The following is a 17,366-nucleotide window of genomic DNA, read 5'->3' as shown; positions in this document are numbered from 1 at the left end:
CCTCACTTGCCCTTCTTGTTGCCCTTGTTGACCTTCTCGACCAGCTTGCGCTGCTCTTCCTCGACGCGGAGCAGCTCGATCGGGTGCCAGGCCGCAGCCTTCGGCGCGATCCAACCCTCGGTGCCGGTGGTCGGGTCGATCGCCTTGTAGTACGTGAAGTCGAGCAGGCCGCGGGCGTCGGCGAACCCCTGGTCGGAGAAGCGCTTGAACTTGCCCTTGAAGGTGTACTGCTTGCCCTTCTCGAACACCACGTCAGGGACCTTCTCCCACCGCTTGGCGTCGTAGTCGGGGATCGTGAAGCGGTAGCCGACCACCATCATCGCCCGCTTCTTGCCCTTCTCTTCGGCCTTGTCGGTGATCCAGATGTGCGGCTGCTTGCCGGGCGGGCACTTCTCGCCCTCGGGGCAGACCGGCGGCTCGTAGATGTCCTGGACGAAGCCCTTGAGCTCGATCTCCTGGCCCGCGTCGCCGACCTTGACGTTCTCCTCGAGATCCTTGCGGAGGCCGTAGACCGACCAGGCGCCGTCCTCCCACTTCTCGGCGACCTTGCCCTCGTCGAAGTCGGGCGGCGGCGGGAGTTCGAACTTGACGTTGTCCGCCGCCGACGGTCCCTCGTCCTCCTGGGACTTTTTGACCTTGGGGGCCGGCTCGCCTCCGCAGCCCCATGGAGCCATGCAGAGTGCGGTCGTGATCAGGAGCGTAGAAGCAGAGCGCATCATCGGGAGCGTCGTCCTCCGAGCCTTCCCGCGGGGGAAGACCGACGATTGTGGCTGTATCACGCGCACGCGCGTAGTTTCAAGTGCTCGGGCCGTTTGGTAGACGGTGGGGGTGCAATCGCCGAGCGACGCCCTGGCCCCACGCGCGCAGGTGGCGGCCCCACTCCCGGTCCGCCGCCGAAGACCGAGAGCGTGGGGCAGGCAGGCCCTCCTGCGATCTCTGGCGGCGGCGTGCCTCGCGCTCGCGGGCGCCTGCGGCAGTCCACCGGCCGAGGCCCCACCCGCAGAGGGTCCGAGCGAAGTCCGTCCGCAGACCCCGGTGATCTCGCCTTCCGCCGAGGACACGGTGGTCGTCGCGGTACGCCGCCTGCCCGCCAGCCTGGACCCGTTCGCGGAGCTCGACCCATGGGGCCAGCGCGTGGTCGACGACCTGCTGTTCGAGGGCCTCGTACGGCGCCAGGGGGACAACGCCCCCTGGATCGAGATGGCGCTCGCCGACCGCTGCGAGGTCGACCACGACCCGGCCGGTCGCGGGGTGGTGTGCCGCCTCCGTGAGGGCGCGCAGTTCCACGACGGCTCGCCGGTGACGCGCGAGGACGCGCTGCTCAGCGTGAACCAGTGGCTCGGGCCGCGTGGGCAGGGGCTCCGCCAGCGGCACGGCCTCGACGGCCTGCGCGCGGCGATGCCGGCGGACGGACCGCCATCTGGCCCAAAGGACAGCTCAGGACGATGGCTGCGGCTGGTGTTCGAGCACGACGACCCGCTGGCGCTCGAGAAGATCGCGGCGATCAAGATCGTGCCGCGCGGGCGTGTGGCCCAGCCCGATCAGCCGATCGGCTCGGGGCCGTTCCGCTTCGTCGCCGGCGACGACGTGCACCTCATGCTCGAGCGCACGCACAAGGCGCCGGGGCTGGCCGGGCGGATCGTGCTGCGGGCGATCGACGACGGCGCGGCGGCGCTGACGGCCCTGCGTCGCGCGGAGGTCCACGTGCTCGCCGAGGTGGCGCCGATCCACGTGCCGAAGGAGCTGGCGAAGCCGGCGATGGCGGCCCGCTTCAGCGCGTATCTGATCAGCCCCGCGCGCTTCGACCTGCTCCTCTTTAACCTGCGCGAAGGGCCGCAATCGGGGCCGCGGATGCGGGCGGCGCTCGATCTCGCGGCCCCGCGCGGCGAGCTGGCGCTGCAGGTCTACGGTCTGCCCGGGCTGCCCGTGACCGCGCCGGTCGATCTCCACGCGCCGGCGCCGATCGACCTGGTGGCGCTGGCCGAGGGCCGCGACGCCGAGGCCGGGCTCGGACCGCTGATGGCGCCGCCGACGGTGGCGACCGACGCGAGCGGCCGCGCCGCCGCCGACGCGATCCTGAACGAGCTCGGGTGGATCCACGAGCGCGGGGTGCGGCGACGTCAGGGCGTGGTGCTGCGGCTGCCGTTGACGTGGGACGCGAGCCCGGGCCTGGCGACGGGCGTGGCGAGGGCGCTGCGCGGCGCGTGGAAGCAGCTCGGGGTGCAGGCGCCGAGCGTGACGGCCAGCTGGCCTTACGTACAGGCGAACCTGCTGCGCGCCGGCAAGTTCAGCGTGGCGCTGGCGCGGCTGGCGTCGGGCACCGACGTCGACCTGTACCCGTGGTTCCACAGCCGCGGCGCGCACAACCTGACCGGGGTGGCCGACCAGACGCTCGACGCGGCGATCGACACGTATCGCTCGGCGTCGACCCGCGTCGATCGCGATCGGGCGAAGCAGGCGATCGCGGCGCGCCTCGGCGAGCTGCGCCCGGCGCTCGTGCTGCATGCGCCGCTGGCGGTGACGCTGCTGTCGCGCACGCTGACGGGCGTGCAGTTCGTCGACGATCTGCCGCGCCTCGATCGCCTCGGCTTCGCGCCGGGCCGCACCGACGACGCGTGGATCCGCGAGCCCTGAGCGGCGAGCCAGTGGAGGGCGGCGCGCGCGTCAAGAATTCGGCGGCGCGACGGCGTCGGCGGCGATCGTCGGCCGTGATGCGAGATCGGCGGATGCGGATCGAGCGGGGCGAGGCGGCCCGCGGAATTCGCGGCTGAATCGGGCTCCTGCGGCTGCTATTCGCCGAATTGCCGAATTGTTGAGGCGGGTGCGACACGCTGCTACTAGCGGGTCAACACGAGGAGCGCAAGCAAATGGCGACGTGGATCCTGTTCCTTCACCTCCTGTTCCCGACCGCCCCGGCCGCTGGTGCCGCGCAACACGACGAAGACGAGGCCGGTCTGCGCTACCGCGGGCTCGAGCAGATGTTCGCCCGCTTCGATGCCGAGGCCGAGGCCGCCGAGGGTTGATGGTCTTTGCGACATGCTCCCCGGAGCATGTCCGTCGGGAAATGTCTCTTAGAACCTGTACAAGACGCCAGCCGAGCCCAGCAGGTGGGTCTGGTGGCGCGGCAGCGGGGCCTGACGCAGCGCGGCGCTCTCGCCGGCGAACAGCGGGCCGCTCGCACGGGTGCGCGCCACGTCGGTGATGACGCCGTAGCCGCGGAGCGAGAAGGTCAGGGCGATGCGACCGAGCAACAGCTCGAGGTCGGCGCCGACCCGGACGGTGAAGGCGCCGACGATCTGGGCGCCCGCGCGGCCGCCCTCGAGCTCGTAACGGATCGCGTGCGCGAGGCCGCCGACGCCGGCGTCGAGCGCGAAGTGGCCGATGTCGCCGCGCGCGAGGAAGAGCAGGGCGCCGAATTCGGCCAGCAGGAGGTCCTGCGAGATCAGGTCGTTCTCGCTGCGGTAGCGGACCGAGCCCGAACGCACCGCCAGCTCGAGGGCGATCGGCGGGCGAATGCGGACCCGACCCAGCGCGCCGACACCGCCGGCGGCGACCGAGTTGCCGAGGTAGCGCGCGTCGAGATCGACGACCCGCGGACGCAGGGGCGGGATCTGCAGACCGACCCCCTCGATGCCGATCGCCCAGCGCCGCACCGGCTCGCGCTCGCTGAGCCGCGGGTGAGCCGCGCGTGCCGGGGTCGCGGCGGGAGCGGCGGGAGCGGCGGCGCCGACGACCGGGCCGGGTGCAGGGCCGCCGGGATCGGGCGAGGCCGAGGGGCCGGCGGCACGGGCCGGGAGGGCGAGGCCGACGGCGAGGACCGCCGACAGGGCCCACGCTCCGCGGGCGGGGATCTCGCGAGCTCGGACCATGCGCCGGCAGGAGCATAGGCGCTCGGGCGCCCCCCGCGGTAGCCCCCCGCGCGAGCCTGCAGGCGATCCGCAGCGCACCGACGCGTCGGTGCCACGGGGTCGGGCTTTCTCCACAACTTGCGGCGGGGGCCGCGGAGGCGATAGTGAGCAGAGGTGCCGCTTCGCAGCATGACAGGGTTCGGTGCGACCAGCTGTGTCACCGAGATCGCCGGACAACCGATGCGGCTCGGGGTCGAGCTCCGCTCCGTCAATCAGCGCTTCCTCGAGGTGAAGATCCGCCAGCCGTTCGGCGCGGCGGCCGAACACGCGCTGCGGCGCAAGGTCGAGGCGCGGCTGCGACGCGGTCGCGTCGACGTCTACGTCCACCTGCAGGCGGCGCTCGGGGCCGCGGCGCTGGGGCCCGCGGAGCTCGAGCGGGTCGCCGAGGTGCTGGCGCAGGCGCGGCAGATCGAACTGCACGCGCAGACCATCGGCACCGGCGCGCTGGCGCCCTTCACCGCGCTCGACGTGCTCCGCCTGCTCGCGGCCCGCAGCAGCGGCGCGGGTGAGGCCCCGACCACCGCGCCCGCCGAGCTCGACGGCCTCGTCGACCTCGCCCTCGACGGGCTGTGCGCCATGCGCGAGCAGGAGGGCTCGGCCCTCGAGGCGGCGCTGCGCGAGCTGGCCGCGGCGCTGCAGGGTCACACCGCGGCGCTGCAGTCGGCCCGCGTCGGCGAGTCCGAGCGGCTGCTGACGCGCCTGCGCGAGCGCGTCACTGCGTTGTGCGACAAGGCCGGCGTGAGTCCGCCGCCGCCCGAGCGCCTGGCCCAGGAGGTTGCCGCGCTGGTCCAGCGCGGGGACATTGAAGAGGAGCTCGCGCGCATCGACAGCCACCTCGCCCAGCTGCGGGCGACGCTCGACGCCCCGGCGCAGGTCGGGCAGGGCAAGGTCCTGGATTTTCTGGCGCAAGAGCTGTTCCGCGAGCTGACCACGATCGGCAGCAAGATCACGAGCCACGCCGGCTCCGCGCTCGTCATCGCCGCCAAGGGAGACGTGGAGCGCATTCGTGAGCAGGTTCAGAATGTCGAGTGATTACAAAGGTTTGCTGCTAGTTGTTTCAAGCCCTTCTGGAGCCGGCAAGACGACCCTCTGCCGGCGCCTGCGGGACGAGTTCCCGCAGGTCCAGTTCAGCGTCTCGTACACCACGCGGCCCCCGCGCGCCGGCGAGGTCCACGGGCGCGAGTACTTCTTCGTCGACCGCGACGCCTTCACGGCGATGGCCGCGCGCGACGAGTTCGCCGAGTACGCGCTGGTCCACGGCAACAACTACGGGACGTCCGCATCGCTGGTCCGCGAGGCGCTGGTCAGCGGCACCGACCTGCTGTTCGACATCGACTTCCAGGGCGGGCGCCAGCTGCGGCGCTGCTTCCCGACCGACGTGGTGCTGGTGTTCATCCTGCCGCCGTCGCTCGGCGAGCTGCAGCGGCGGCTGCAGGCCCGCAACACCGACTCGCCGGAGGTCATCGAGCGCCGCCTGCGGGTCGCCCGCGACGAGCTCAGCCACTACGGCGAGTACGACTACGTGATCGTCAACGACGACCTCGACCGCGCCTACGCCGCGCTGCGGGCGATCTACATCGCCGAGAGCCACCGCTGTGCCCGCCAGCGCGCCGCCGCGGAGGCGGTGCTGTCGGGGCAGCAGGTGCTGGGGATCGCGCGCGGCGCGGCCGGCGACAAGAAGGAGGGCGCGTGAGCGAGACCGCCTGTGAGAGGCCGTCGGAGCCGAGCGCGGCGACCCTGCTGGCCGAGCTGCGCGACCACGGCGTGACCGACACGAGCGCCGTCGAGAAGGCGTTCGCGCTGGCGGAGAAGTGCCACGCCGGGCAGGTGCGCAAGAGCGGCGAGCCGTACCTCACGCACCCGCTGCGGGTCGCGGAGACGATCGCCCGCCTCGGCCTCGACACCAGCAGCGTGATCGCGGCGCTCCTCCACGACGCGGTCGAGGACAGCGACCTCTCGGTGTTCGACCTCACCGAGCAGTTCGGCGGCGAGATCGCCGGCATCGTCGACGGCGTGACCAAGCTCGGCAAGGTGCCGTACCTGTCGCGCCAGGAGCAGCAGGCGGAGAGCTTCCGCAAGATGCTGCTGGCGATGAGCCAGGACATCCGCGTGCTGCTGGTCAAGCTGGCCGACCGGCTCGACAACATGCGGACGCTCGAGCACATGCCGGGCGACAAGCGCCAGCGGATCGCCCGCGAGACGATGGAGATCTACGCGCCGCTGGCCAACCGCCTCGGCATCCAGTGGATCCGCACCGAGCTGCAGGACCTGTCCTTTCGTTACCTCGAGCCCGCCATCTACGACGGCGTGCAGAGCAAGATCGATGGCCTGTTCGCCGGCGCGCCGGAGTTCGTGGCCCGCGGCCTGGCCGAGCTGCAGGCGGCGTTCCTGCCGCCCGCCGGGTCGAGCGCGCCGGCGCCGACCGACCAGCCCGAGGACGAGCGCGTCGAGTGGCCCGAGGGGCTGTTCGGGCGGGCCAGCGTGCGGGCCAGCGTGCGCCGGCCGTACCAGGTCTACCGCCTGTCCGAAGAGCAAGACGAGGGCGTCGATCAGGTCTCCGACCTGGTCACCTTCCACATCATCACCCGCGACCGCGCCGGCTGCTACGCCGCGCTCGGGGTGGTCCACGGCCGCTTCACCCCGGTGCCGGGCCGGTTCCGCGACTACATCGCGCTGCCGCGGCAGAACCACTACCAGGCGCTGCACACCGCGGTGATGGCCCACGGCGTGCGGCTGACGCTGCAGATCCGCAGCGAGAGCATGGACGACGTCGCCGAGAAGGGCATCGTCTCGGAGTGGCGACGCGACCGCGCCGGGTCGAAGGGCTGGCAGAACCTCACCTGGCTCAAGAGCCTGATGGACTGGCAGGGCGAGGTCTCCGATCCGCACGAGTTCATCGCCGCGGTCAAGGCCGACCTGTTCGCCGACGAGGTGTTCGTGTTCACCCCGCAGGGCGACATCCACACCTTCCCGCGCGGGGCCACGCCGATCGACTTCGCGTTCGCGATCCACACCGACCTCGGCAACCACTGCTCGGCCGCGCGGATCAACGGCCACATGGTGCCGCTCCGCTATCAGCTGCGGCAGGGCGACACGATCGAGATCATCACCACGCCGAACCCGGCGGTGCGCAAGGAGTGGCTCAAGATGTGCCAGACCTCGCGCGCGCAGGCCCGGATCAAGCAGTACCTGCGGCATCAGGAGCGCGACCGGCTGCGGGCGCTGGGCCGCAGCCTGCTCGACACGGAGCTGGCCGGGCGCGGGCGCAAGCTCGCCGATTTCGAGACTCAGGGGCAGGTGGCGAGCCGGATCGCCGACCTCGACCTGCCCAAGGACCTGCGCACCGAGGACGGGCTGTACGAGGCCCTCGGCGCCGGGCAGGTCACGCCGGCGGTGGTGGCGGACGCGCTGGCGCCGGTCGCCGACGAGGACGACAACCTGTTCAAGCGGGTGCTGCGGCGGATGTCGGGCAAAAAGCCCGGGCCCAAGCTGCCGGGCTTCGGCCGCCTGGCCCCTGGGCAAGGCGCGCCGGGATCGCCGCTGCTCGTCACCCGCGAGCGCATCGAGGCCGGCACCTCCGGCGCGCCCATGATCCAGCTGGCGCCGTGCTGCTCGCCGCTGCCGGGCGATCCGCTGATCGGCTACTTCGTCCCGGGCAAGGGCATCGCGGCCCACGTCGAGGGCTGTCCCGAGGCGCTCGGCCGGATCGCCGAGCGCCGCCTCCACCTGGCCTGGGAGTCGGGCCTGGAGATCGACGGGCCGGTCACCCTCGAGGTCCGCACCACCGACACCGTCGGTCTGCTCGCCGAGATGAGCCGGGCCTTCTCGCACCACGGGATCAACATCAAGCAGGCCAACTGCCGCGCCTACGACAGCGGCCGCCGCGCGATCAACACCTTCCAGACGACCGTCCGCAGCCTCAAGCAGCTGTCGTCGCTGATGGCGACCCTGCGCGACATCACCGGCGTGCTGGCGGTCGAGCGGGTGTTCTCACGCGGAGAGTGACGCGAAAGCCGGGGCGGGCAGGGGCCGGCCGGCGCACGGCCCGGTGCGCGCGGTTGACAAGGCCGATAAGCCCGGTTATCCCTCCGCCTCCCGCAAACAGGACCCTCCGCGATGGCTTCCTTCACTGCAGTCACCAAGCGCAAGCGCGCTCGTCGTACCAAGAACGCTGGTCATGCCCGCAAGATGAAGCTGGGCAAGCACAGCACGCTTTCCGCCACGGAGCTGTTCGCGGCTCTCGGCGAGCCCGGCAAGCCGGCGCCCAAGAGCGCCGCGCCGGCGAAGGGTTGAGCCCCGCGCTCAGCCTGCAGACAACCGGCGCACACCTGCGCGCGCGAGATCGCCGCGGTGACGCCGCCGAGTGCTTCCACGCGAGTCCGTGGTCCGCGGTGCCGTGCGCCCGATCTCCTCGATCGGGCGGGCGGTTCCGCGAACAGCGTACGGTTCGCAGGGTTCACGGGCGGGGTCGCACGGTCTCGCGATTTTCGTCGCGAGTGAAACCATGCGAAGGTCGCCGAGGCGCCGGGCGCCGGGCCCGCTGTGCGCTTGATCAACTACCTAGCAGCGCATAGTCTCGGAGCGCGACTTCCCCCCCTGCTGGAGAACCCATGACGACAGCGACGACCGGCGCGCCAACTCTCTCACCGGGAACAGTGATCGACGGGACGTACACCCTCGGCGCGGTGGTGCGAGAGCGCGGCGGCAGCGTGAGCTACGAGGCCACGGACCTCAGCGGCGGTCGGGTGGAGGTCACGGTGTACACGCCTGGCTGCTTCGTCTCGCCCGTGGCGCTCGAGCGCAGCCTCCGCGAGCTGCGGCAGCTGGAGAAGGTCCAGTCGCCCCAGATCGTGCGGGTGATCGATACCGGCAAGATGCCGCAGGGCGGCATCTACGAGGTCCACGAGCGCCTCACCGGGTCGCCGCTGTCGAGCGTCGGCAGCTTCTCGCCGGCCGAGGTCGCGCAGATCGTCCAGGACGTCGCCGTCGCGCTGTCGGCCGCGCAGAAGGTCGGAGTGGTCCACCGCAACCTCGGCGCCGACTCCATCCTGCGCGAAGGCCAGGACATCCGCCTCTTCAACTTCGCCGTCGGCGACCCGCAGGGCGGCGTCAGCTTCGGCGCCATCGATTGCATCGCGCCCGAGCAGGTCGAGGGCAAGAACATCGACGAGCGCACGCTGGTGTACAACCTCGCGGCGCTGACGTACCGCCTGCTCAAGGGCGAGTCGCTGTTCATGACCGAGGACACGGGCACCGCGCTGCTGCAGCACGCTGCCAGCCTCCCGCCCGAGAGCTCGATGCCGGCGCCGCTGTTCGCGGGCCTGGCGAAGGACCCCAAGGCGCGGCCGGCGCTGTCCAAGTTCCTCGGGGATCTTGGCGACATCGTCCACGACTTCCCGCGCGACCCTCGCGAGCAGGACGACTCTATGCACGACCCCGACGCGTCGAACCCGGATCGCGCGGCCCCGGCTGCGCCCACCCCCGAACCCGCCGCAGCCGAGCCCGCCAAGCCGGTCGCGCCGCCGCCGGCCGCCAAGCCGGTGCTCGGCGCGCCGCCGCCGGTCGGGTCCAAGATCGGCGCGCCGCCGCTGCTGGCCCCGCCGACGATCGGCAAGCCCCCTGGCGTCGCGCCGCCCAGCTTGGGTGCGCCGACCTTCGCGCCGCCCGGCGTCAACCCGCCGACGCTGTCCGCGCCCAACCTGGCGGCGCCTCCGGCCGCGGCGCCCGCTGCCGCGGCGCAGTCCGCCAAGCCGCGCACGCGCGGTTGGACCATGTTCATGGAGGCCACCGACGGCGAGTCCGGCGGCGCCGGTGCCCCCGGGGTGCCCGTCGGTGGTCCGTTGCCCGTGGTCGCCCCGGCTCCCGTGGCGCCTGCCCCCGTGGCTGCGCCCACGCCTGCGCCGGCGCCCGCCCAGCCGGCGGCTCCGGCGGCCTCGAGCGGCGAGGTCAAGCCGAGCACGCGCGGCTGGACGATGATCATGGACGAGCCCGAGGCCGACGCGGCCGCGCTCGCGGTCACCACGCCCGCAGCCGCCAGCGCCCCGGCGCCCGCCAGCCCGACCGTCCGCGGCTGGACGATGCTCGAGGAGCTCAACGACTCGCTGCCCGGCGTGCCCCCGCCGACGGCCGCCGCCCCGGCCCCCGCGCCGACGCCCGAGAAGGCCCCCGAACCGGCCGCCGCGGCTGCCGGCGGCACGCCGAGCTCGCGCGGCTGGACCATGTTCATGGAGGCCGAGCTGCAGGGCAAGGAGGAGCCGAAGGCCGAGCCCCAGGCGTCCGATCCCGAGTTCTACGACGGCCAGGTCACCACCGACTCGGGCACCGTCGTCGCCTTCGCTCCGACTGCCGGGGCTCCGCAGGCCCGCCCGCGCGCCGGGGAGCCGTCCGCCGACCTGTCCCCGGGGACAGAAGAGATGACCTCGTTCGGCTCGCGCTTCCGCAGCGCCGAGTCCGAGCCGCCGGCCCCCGCGGAGGCCGCTCCGCAGACACCGCCCGACCTGCCGAGCTTCGCCGGCAACTCGAGCTTCGACTTCGGCGGCCTCACGCCTCCGCCCAAGCCGCAGCCGGAGCCGGCCAAGCCGACCGTGTCGGCCGCGCCGCCGTCGACCCCGCCCGAGTCGGTGTTCGCCACCGCCGAGGCGGCCGAGGGCACGGGCGGCGGCTCGAAGGTGCTGATCATCGTCATCGTCGTGCTGGTGATCGCCGCGATCGCCGTGATGGCTCTGACGAGCTCCTGAGCCGAAGCAGGCGAGGGCAGGGCGCCCGGCAGCCGCTGCCGGGCGCTCTCGTCGTTTTGCGGAGCCGGCGCTACGCACGATGGGCTCGCCGGCATCGACTGGCGAGACATCGCGCGACGGGCCACTACGTCGTCGACGGAGTGCTCGTTCACGCTTCACTGGCCGCTCACGAGTGCGGGCCCATCGGCTAGCGATTCCCGTGGACCTCCAGGAAGCGACCGAGCGACCGCGAGCGAGCCTGGCTACCGGGGCATCCGCGCGGCGCCTGAGGCACGTCGCAGGGTTCAAGCAGGCCAGCGCGGCTCGGAGGTGTCGGAGCATCGACGCGATGTCGGCCGGCCACGCGTCTGCTCGAGCGCGAAGGGCCTGTCCGGGAGGACAGGCCCTTCGTCACAGGTCCGTTTCGACATGCCCCTGGGGACATGCTCATGCGGACATGCTCAATCCGCCAGGCTCAAGCCTGCTCTTCCTCGTCGACGTCCGGCAGCTGGTACACGATCGTGCGGTCCTGCTGCTGGCCCTCGCCGGCGTCGACCTCGACGTCGTTCTCCACGTCGCTCTCGACCTCGCCCTCGCTCTCGACCTCGCCCTCACCGGTGTCGACGTCCGTCTCGACGACCTCCTCGTCGGCGTCGACTCCCTCGTAGTTGTCGACCACGGGGTCGGTGGCGACCGGCGGGGGACTCGACGCGGGGATGTTGACGGCGTGGCCCGCCTTCCAGTCCTCGATGGCTCTGCACAGCACGGCGTAGTCGATCATCGGCGGCATGGTAGTCCGCGGGCGTGGCGCCGCGCAACGGGGTCGCCCGGCCCGCGCGCCGGTGGGGCGTGCTTCCGCGGCACCGCCGCTCGGGCAGCGGGCCGAACACGGGCAGGGTGCCGATCTCCTGCTCGTCGAACCCCGACTACAGCCCGCGCTGGGCGCAGACCTCGCCGATCTGGGCCGTCACCTGATCGGGGGGCAGGGTGCCGTCGAGGACCACGATCTCGCCCAGGTCGCCGCGCTCGCGGGCGGCGTCGTAGAGGCGGGCGACGCGGCGCTGCAGGTCGAGCGCGTCGAACCGCTCGTTGGCCGCGGCGCCCTCGGCGGCGCGACGCTGCACGCGGGCGAACGCCACCTCTGCGGGCACGCGGAGGAAGATGTAGAGGTCGGGCGCCGGGGCCGCGTGGTTGATCGACCGGACCCAGTCGAGATCGCAGTCGAGCGACTGGTACGCGAGCGAGGACAGGAGGTAGCGGTCGGACACGACGACGCTGCCGCGGCGGCGGGCCGGATCGATCTCGTGCGCGATGTGCTCGAGGCGATCCGCGGCGAACAGGAGGGCCAGCGCGGCCGGGTCGATGGGCTCCGCGTCGATGTGGAGGCGCTCACGGATAAGCCTGCCGATCGGGCCGCCGCTGGGCTCACGGGTCTCGAGCACCTCATGGCCGCGCTGTCGGAGCCAATGCGCCAGCGCGCGCGTCTGCAGCGTCGTGCCGCTCCCGTCGATCCCCTCGATGGCGATGAAACGTCCGCCTGACTCACGCATCGCGGGCGAGCCTAGCAAAAGTCGCGCGCGCCTTGGCGCGTTCGCCACGGACGCGGATTCCTCGCTCAGGGACCGCCCGCGTGGCACACTCGCTCCGGCCCAAGGAGTCTTCGCCTGTGAATCAGCACCCGCCGTCCTCCACTGTACCGCTGGGCAGCTCGCAGAACCCCGCCCAGCCGCAGTACGTGCCCGCACAGCTCGGTGTGGCAGTGCAGCTCCCCGGGTCCTCGCAGCCCCACCCGGGCGCGGCGCCGCAGCAGCCGTACCCGCAGGCGCAGCATCCGCCGCCGGGCGCCTATCCCCAGGGACAGGTGCCGATGGCCGCCCAGCCGCCTCCGGGTCAGTACCCGCCGGGCCAGTACCCGCCGGGCCAGTACCCGCCGGGCCAGTACCCGCCCGGCCAGTACCCGCCGGGCGCCTATCCTCCGGGACAGGGCGCCTATCCCCAGGGACAGGTGCCGCAGCAGCCGATGCAGCAGGTGCACCATCACCCGCAGTCGGGCCCGGTCCCGCCGCCGCCCGGCAACGCCCGCATGGACGAGCTGCAGACCGGGGGTTCGCGCACGGTGTTCGAGTTCACGGGCGCCCACGCCAAGCCCGAGGCCGGCGGCCGCACCTTCGTCGGCAGCCTCGACAGCATGCCCGACCTGTCGCGCGAGCGACCCGAGCGCATGGCCAGCAACCTCAGCCCCGGCATGCCGTCGTGGCTGATCGTGCTCGTGGGCGTGCTCGTGGTCGGCGGCGGCGCAGCCTATGCCGCGTTCCTCGGCGGCAGCGCCACGGAAGAGACCGTCAACGCCGCGCCCGCCGAGACCGCGCCGCCCGCCGCGACCGCTGGAACTCCGCCCGCCGCCGATCCCGCCGCCGCCGGAGTGCCTCCGGCCGCAGGGACGCCGCCGGCTGCGGGGACCCCCGCCGGGACGCCGCCGGCCGCCGGAACGCCGCCTGCTGCCGGGACCCCGCCGGCCACGACGCCGGCGACCACCCCGCCGGCGACGACGCCGCCCGCGACCACCCCGCCGGCGACGACGCCGCCCCCGGCCGAGCCGGCCAAGACGACGCCCAAGAAGACCACGACGCCCAAGAAGACCACGCCGAAGCCCGAGCCGCCCAAGGAGGAGCCGAAGAAGATCATCAAGCCCAGCAAGCCGCCGCGCGAAGGCCTGGGCGACCTGCCGCCGCCGCCCAACTGAAGCCGCGGCGAACTTCGGAAAGCCTGAAGAGCCCTGTCCTTACGGCCAGGGCTCTTCGCGCATGTCCCAACGGGCAGTCGCGTCACCCGGCGAGACCGAGCTCGCGGCGCCCGCAGGCCGATCTCTTCCGACATGCCTTCAGGAGCATGTCCCGAGCGACCTGTCGCCCGGGACATGTCCTTTTCGACGTGTCCGATCAGGCACCCGCCGGATCGGCGCGGGCGATCAACAGCTCGTCCTCGCCGGTCGGCTCGACCTCGGTGCGGCGGTCGGGCGACGGCTCCAGGCCCTTGCGCACGCGGACCACGCTGCCGGGGTGGTCGCCGTGCTCGTAGGCCGTCATCCAGCCGGCCGGCAGCCGCGGCCCGGTGCGCTCGAACACGTAGCGGGCGTCGCGGGGCGACAGGTTGACGCAGCCGTGGCTCTTGCGGTGGCCGAAGCCGTCGTGCCAGTAGGCGCCGTGGAGGGCGAAGCGGCGGTAGAAGTACTGCACCCACGGGACCGCCTCGACGTGATACGGCGAGTCCTCGGCGTCCTCGGGGCGGTTGCGCATCGGGCCGTAGGCGAGCTTGTTGCGGATCCGGTAGACGCCGCGCGGCGTGGCGGTGTTGGGCTTGTGGCCGGTGCCGCTCGACACCAGCGTGACGAACACCGGCTGCTGGCCGCGCATCACCGCGAGCGTCTGCGCGCCGACGTCGACGTCGACCCAGGTCTCGTCGTCGCCGATGTCGTCGAGGGCCGGCCCCGCGAGCCATAGCCGCAGCTTGTCGGCCTCGACGTAGGCCGGGACCCCGGGTCCGAAGTGGTCGGGGATCTCGAACCAGCGGGCTCCGCCGCCGCGCAGGGGCTCGGGCTTCACGTCGAGCGCCTGGTGGTACTCGAGCTGGCCCTCGATCTCCGCCTTGAGGCTCGGCTTGCGCCGCAGCAGCGCCTCGCGGGAGACGGCCCACGCGGCCGCGAGCCCGGCGGGGATCGGGCGGACGGCCAGCTCGCGGCCGGAGAACTCGCTCGGCTTCTCGAACTTCAGCCCCTCGAGCGGCACCACCTGCTCGTCCGCGTCGAGCATGACCTTGCCGTGGCCCGGGATCTGGAGCTCCTCGACGAACGCGTACTGGTGATTGGCCGCCAGGATCTCGAGCGGCTCGGCGCCCTGCGTCAGGGCGAACTTGCTCTTGAAGCGCGGGACCTCGAAGAGCAGGTTGCCCTGGCGATCGGCCTTCGGCTTGGCGTAGATGAAGGGCACCAGCAGGCCCTCGGGGATCCGCGGCTGCGGCACCGGCTCGCGCTCGTCGGCGACCGCGTGCTTGAGGCAGGCGTAGCTGTCGTGGTCGACGCGGGCCCAGCCCTCGCCGGGGCAATCTGTCCCTTCGACCAGCTCATAGATGGCGAACGTGCGGCCGCCGTCGATGCGGCCGCGCAGGTCGCTGCCGTGGCGCGGCGCGGCGTAGGTGACGATCGTCCGCACGGCCCCGCGGATGCCCATCGGGCGCGGTGGAGGCGCGAGCTCGGGCACGACCGCTCGCGGCGCGTCGCCGCGGTCGGCGGCCGCGATCGGCCGGGCAGGGGCGTCGTCGCCGGGTTCGGCCTCCGCCTCTTCGTCCGCGTGCGCGGCCTCGCGGGCGGCGTCCGGACGGGCGACCGCCGCGACCGCGTCGTCGTCGCCGTCGTCGTCGCAGCTGGGCCCGAACGTCAACAGGGCGACGGTGGGGCCGATCGGCAGCGCGAAGCCGGCGAGGGCGGCCAGCCAGGCGGGGCGTGAGGTTCGTACGCGGGGGACGGACATGATCGGGGGGTCGCTCGTGGCAAGCTCTTCGGAAGTGCAGAGCTTCTCAGGGACTTCCGAGTACATCGTCTCCCCCGAACTTTCGCGCGCGGTCGACGTCGCCGTGGCGCTCGGTCGGCCGCTGCTGGTGAAGGGCGAGCCCGGCACCGGGAAGACGCTTCTGGCGCGAGATATCGCCAATTTCTTCGAGTGTCCACTGGAGCGCTGGCATGTCAAATCGACGACGAAAGCGGTGGACGGACTGTATCAGTACGACGCGGTCCGGCGCCTGCACGACTCGCGGTTCGGCGACGGCGACGTGCGCGACATCTCGCGTTACATCAGTATGGGGCCGCTCGGCCGCGCGTTCGCCAGCGAGCGGAGGGTCGTGGTCCTCATCGACGAGATCGACAAGGCCGACCTCGAGTTTCCGAACGACCTGCTCCATGAGCTCGACGCGATGGAGTTCACCATCCCCGAGACCGGCGCCGTCGTCGCAGCCCGTCAGCGGCCGATCGTGATCATCACCAGCAACAACGAGAAGGAGATGCCCGACGCCTTCTTGCGCCGCTGCGTGTTCCACTGGATCGAGTTCCCCGACAAGGCGCTCATGGCGCGGATCGTCCGCGTGCACCACCCGGACGTCGAGGACAAGCTGCTCGCCGGCGCGCTCGAGGCGTTCTACACCCTGCGCGCCGTCGAAGGTCTGCGCAAGCCGCCGAGCACCAGCGAGCTCATCGATTGGCTGTCGGCCCTGCGCCTCTCGGGGATCGACCCCGCGAAGCTCCTGGGGGCCAAGATCCCCTTCCTCGGCACCCTGCTCAAGAAGGAGCAGGACATCGACAACGTCGGCCGCCGCCTGAAAGCAAGGACAGGTTCTTAAGGACATGTTCGCAACGCCATACGAGTCGCCCGGCGGGGCGCTGTTCCTCGAGTTCTTCTACGCGCTGCGCTCGCGCGGCGTGCCGGTCAGCACCCACAACTGGTTGGCGCTGGTCGACGCGCTGTCGCGCGGCCTCCACCAGAACTCGCTCGACGGCTTCTACCAGGTCGCGCGCTGCTTGCTGGTCTCGTCCGAGGTCCACTACGACGAGTTCGACCGCGTGTTCGGCCAGGTCTTCCGCGGCGTCGAGGCCGACCTGCGCGGGCTTCTGGCCGGCGTCGAGGCGTGGTTGCAAGATCCGAAGGCGCTGGCCGAGCTCGACGAGGCCACCCGCGCCGCGCTCAAGGAGCTCGACCTCGAGACCTTGCGGCAGGAGCTGCTCGACCGGCTCAAGCGGCAGAAGGAGCGCCACGACGGCGGCAACACGTGGGTCGGCACCGGCGGCACCTCGCCGTTCGGTCAGGGCGGGCAGAACCCCGCCGGGATCCGCGTGGGCGGGCAGGGCGGCGGGCGTTCGGCGCTGGCCGTCGCCGACGCGCGCCGGTTCCAGGAGTTCCGCAAGGACGTCGTGCTCGACACCCGCCAGATCGCCGCGGCCCTGCGGCGCCTGCGTCGGCTGTCGCGCGAGGACGGCAAGCTCGAGCTCGACCTCGACGAGACCATCGACGCCACCGCGCGCAACTGCGGCGACATCGAGGTCGTGCTGACCCCCGAGCGCCACAGCCAGGTGCGGACCATGCTGCTGCTCGACGTCGGCGGCAGCATGGACCCGCACGCGCACCTGGTCTCGCGCCTGTTCAGCGCGGCCCACCAGGGCGGCCGGTTCAAGGAGCTGCGCTCGTACTACTTCCACAACTGCGTGTACGGCCGCGTCTACGAGGACGCCCAGTTCCGCAAGCCGGTGCTCACGAGCAACCTGCTGCGCGAGCTCGACCACAAGTGGACGGTCATCCTGGTCGGCGACGCGTACATGCACCCGGGCGAGCTGACGATGACGAGCGGCGACTGGTGGGAGTCGAACCGCGGCCCCTCCGGCCTGTCGTGGCTGGCCCGGATCGCCGACCGCTTCCCGCGCTCGGTGTGGCTCAACCCCGAGCAGCCGGGCCTGTGGCGCTCGGGCACGATCGCCGAGATCGCGCGGGTGTTCCCGATGTTCCAGCTGACGCTGTCCGGCCTCGACGACATGGTCAAGTTCCTCCGCCGGCCCACCGTGAGCGCCGAGCGGCGCATGCTGATCCAGCGGCTCGCGCGGGCGGCCTGAGGATCTGCGACCTGGTCGTTCGGCCAGGTCGAGAGCGCCGCGCACGGCCTGGCTGTTCGGACAGGCCGAGCCGGGGTTCGTCGGGCCGTGGAC

At 72.3% G+C, this 17,366-nt stretch carries 15 protein-coding genes; 10 read left to right on the top strand and 5 right to left on the bottom strand.

Annotation, left to right across the window (positions count from 1 at the left end):
- Positions 1-2: 2 nt before the first annotated feature.
- Positions 3-674 (bottom strand): hypothetical protein, encoded by a 672-nt coding sequence (locus tag O0S08_RS23255; RefSeq protein WP_269041419.1) that lies wholly within the window; start codon positions 672-674, stop codon positions 3-5.
- Between the two features lie 361 nt (positions 675-1,035).
- On the opposite strand from O0S08_RS23255, the gene O0S08_RS23250 reads away from it, so the two are divergent.
- Together O0S08_RS23250 and O0S08_RS23245 are read left to right on the top strand one after the other, a co-directional pair.
- Positions 1,036-2,634 (top strand): ABC transporter substrate-binding protein, encoded by a 1,599-nt coding sequence (locus O0S08_RS23250; RefSeq protein ID WP_269041418.1) that lies wholly within the window; start codon positions 1,036-1,038, stop codon positions 2,632-2,634.
- A gap of 233 nt (positions 2,635-2,867) precedes the next feature.
- Entirely contained in the window at positions 2,868-3,023 is a 156-nt protein-coding gene (locus O0S08_RS23245) for a hypothetical protein (protein ID WP_269041417.1), read from the top strand.
- A gap of 48 nt (positions 3,024-3,071) precedes the next feature.
- Here O0S08_RS23245 and O0S08_RS23240 read toward each other — a convergent pair whose 3' ends face one another.
- The gene (locus O0S08_RS23240) at positions 3,072-3,869 is read right to left on the bottom strand and encodes a hypothetical protein (RefSeq protein WP_269041416.1); all 798 of its coding nucleotides are present in this window, start codon (positions 3,867-3,869) and stop codon (positions 3,072-3,074) included.
- Between the two features lie 168 nt (positions 3,870-4,037).
- On the opposite strand from O0S08_RS23240, the gene O0S08_RS23235 reads away from it, so the two are divergent.
- From O0S08_RS23235 to O0S08_RS23215, 5 genes are all read left to right on the top strand, one after another.
- The gene (locus O0S08_RS23235) at positions 4,038-4,940 is read left to right on the top strand and encodes a YicC family protein (RefSeq protein ID WP_269041415.1); all 903 of its coding nucleotides are present in this window, start codon (positions 4,038-4,040) and stop codon (positions 4,938-4,940) included.
- Positions 4,930-5,601: a guanylate kinase gene (gene gmk, locus O0S08_RS23230; RefSeq protein WP_269041414.1), complete on the top strand. Its 672-nt coding sequence runs from the start codon at positions 4,930-4,932 to the stop codon at positions 5,599-5,601. The genes O0S08_RS23235 and gmk overlap by 11 nt, the downstream gene beginning before the upstream one ends.
- On the top strand, positions 5,598-7,913 hold the full coding sequence (locus O0S08_RS23225) for a RelA/SpoT family protein (RefSeq protein WP_269041413.1): 2,316 nt from the start codon (positions 5,598-5,600) through the stop codon (positions 7,911-7,913). The genes gmk and O0S08_RS23225 overlap by 4 nt, the downstream gene beginning before the upstream one ends.
- Positions 7,914-8,024: 111 nt before the next feature.
- Positions 8,025-8,201, top strand: a complete 177-nt coding sequence (locus O0S08_RS23220) for a hypothetical protein (protein ID WP_269041412.1) — start codon at positions 8,025-8,027, stop codon at positions 8,199-8,201.
- A 317-nt stretch (positions 8,202-8,518) separates the two neighbouring features.
- The gene (locus O0S08_RS23215; protein ID WP_269041411.1) at positions 8,519-10,645 is read left to right on the top strand and encodes a serine/threonine protein kinase; all 2,127 of its coding nucleotides are present in this window, start codon (positions 8,519-8,521) and stop codon (positions 10,643-10,645) included.
- 454 nt (positions 10,646-11,099) lie between these two features.
- Here the strand turns inward: O0S08_RS23215 and O0S08_RS23210 are convergent, their stop codons facing one another.
- Positions 11,100-11,405, bottom strand: a complete 306-nt coding sequence (locus O0S08_RS23210; RefSeq protein ID WP_269041410.1) for a hypothetical protein — start codon at positions 11,403-11,405, stop codon at positions 11,100-11,102.
- A gap of 145 nt (positions 11,406-11,550) precedes the next feature.
- Positions 11,551-12,174 (bottom strand): dTMP kinase, encoded by a 624-nt coding sequence (gene tmk / locus O0S08_RS23205; protein WP_269041409.1) that lies wholly within the window; start codon positions 12,172-12,174, stop codon positions 11,551-11,553.
- 116 nt (positions 12,175-12,290) lie between these two features.
- Here tmk and O0S08_RS23200 point away from each other — a divergent pair, with 116 nt between their 5' ends.
- Complete coding sequence (locus O0S08_RS23200) at positions 12,291-13,367, top strand: hypothetical protein (RefSeq protein WP_269041408.1); 1,077 nt, start codon at positions 12,291-12,293, stop codon at positions 13,365-13,367.
- A gap of 196 nt (positions 13,368-13,563) precedes the next feature.
- On the opposite strand, the gene O0S08_RS23195 is transcribed toward O0S08_RS23200, so the two are convergent.
- Entirely contained in the window at positions 13,564-15,150 is a 1,587-nt protein-coding gene (locus tag O0S08_RS23195) for a L,D-transpeptidase (RefSeq protein ID WP_269041407.1), read from the bottom strand.
- On the opposite strand from O0S08_RS23195, the gene O0S08_RS23190 reads away from it, so the two are divergent.
- The gene (locus tag O0S08_RS23190) at positions 15,149-16,012 is read left to right on the top strand and encodes an AAA family ATPase (RefSeq protein WP_371879543.1); all 864 of its coding nucleotides are present in this window, start codon (positions 15,149-15,151) and stop codon (positions 16,010-16,012) included. The genes O0S08_RS23195 and O0S08_RS23190 overlap by 2 nt on opposite strands.
- A gap of 4 nt (positions 16,013-16,016) precedes the next feature.
- A complete protein-coding gene (locus O0S08_RS23185; RefSeq protein WP_269041405.1) occupies positions 16,017-17,273 on the top strand; it encodes a vWA domain-containing protein in 1,257 nt (418 codons plus the stop codon).
- Positions 17,274-17,366: the final 93 nt, after the last annotated feature.

It is taken from the genome of Nannocystis punicea, assembly GCF_026965555.1.
Lineage (GTDB): Bacteria > Myxococcota_A > Polyangia > Nannocystales > Nannocystaceae > Nannocystis > Nannocystis punicea.
This window is presented reverse-complemented; position numbering and strand designations above follow the sequence as displayed.

What these genes read in the sequence shown, in the direction of transcription:
- O0S08_RS23255 (WP_269041419.1), bottom strand. Translation starts at nt 674, where the DNA reads ATGGCTCCATGGGGCTGCGGAGGCGAGCCGGCCCCCAAGGTCAAAAAG.
- O0S08_RS23245 (WP_269041417.1), top strand. Translation starts at nt 2,868, where the DNA reads ATGGCGACGTGGATCCTGTTCCTTCACCTCCTGTTCCCGACCGCCCCG.
- O0S08_RS23240 (WP_269041416.1), bottom strand. Translation starts at nt 3,869, where the DNA reads ATGGTCCGAGCTCGCGAGATCCCCGCCCGCGGAGCGTGGGCCCTGTCG.
- O0S08_RS23235 (WP_269041415.1), top strand. Translation starts at nt 4,038, where the DNA reads ATGACAGGGTTCGGTGCGACCAGCTGTGTCACCGAGATCGCCGGACAA.
- gmk (WP_269041414.1), top strand. Translation starts at nt 4,930, where the DNA reads ATGTCGAGTGATTACAAAGGTTTGCTGCTAGTTGTTTCAAGCCCTTCT.
- O0S08_RS23220 (WP_269041412.1), top strand. Translation starts at nt 8,025, where the DNA reads ATGGCTTCCTTCACTGCAGTCACCAAGCGCAAGCGCGCTCGTCGTACC.
- O0S08_RS23215 (WP_269041411.1), top strand. Translation starts at nt 8,519, where the DNA reads ATGACGACAGCGACGACCGGCGCGCCAACTCTCTCACCGGGAACAGTG.
- O0S08_RS23210 (WP_269041410.1), bottom strand. Translation starts at nt 11,405, where the DNA reads ATGATCGACTACGCCGTGCTGTGCAGAGCCATCGAGGACTGGAAGGCG.
- tmk (WP_269041409.1), bottom strand. Translation starts at nt 12,174, where the DNA reads ATGCGTGAGTCAGGCGGACGTTTCATCGCCATCGAGGGGATCGACGGG.
- O0S08_RS23190 (WP_371879543.1), top strand. Translation starts at nt 15,149, where the DNA reads ATGATCGGGGGGTCGCTCGTGGCAAGCTCTTCGGAAGTGCAGAGCTTC.
- O0S08_RS23195 (WP_269041407.1), bottom strand. Translation starts at nt 15,150, where the DNA reads ATGTCCGTCCCCCGCGTACGAACCTCACGCCCCGCCTGGCTGGCCGCC.
- O0S08_RS23185 (WP_269041405.1), top strand. Translation starts at nt 16,017, where the DNA reads ATGTTCGCAACGCCATACGAGTCGCCCGGCGGGGCGCTGTTCCTCGAG.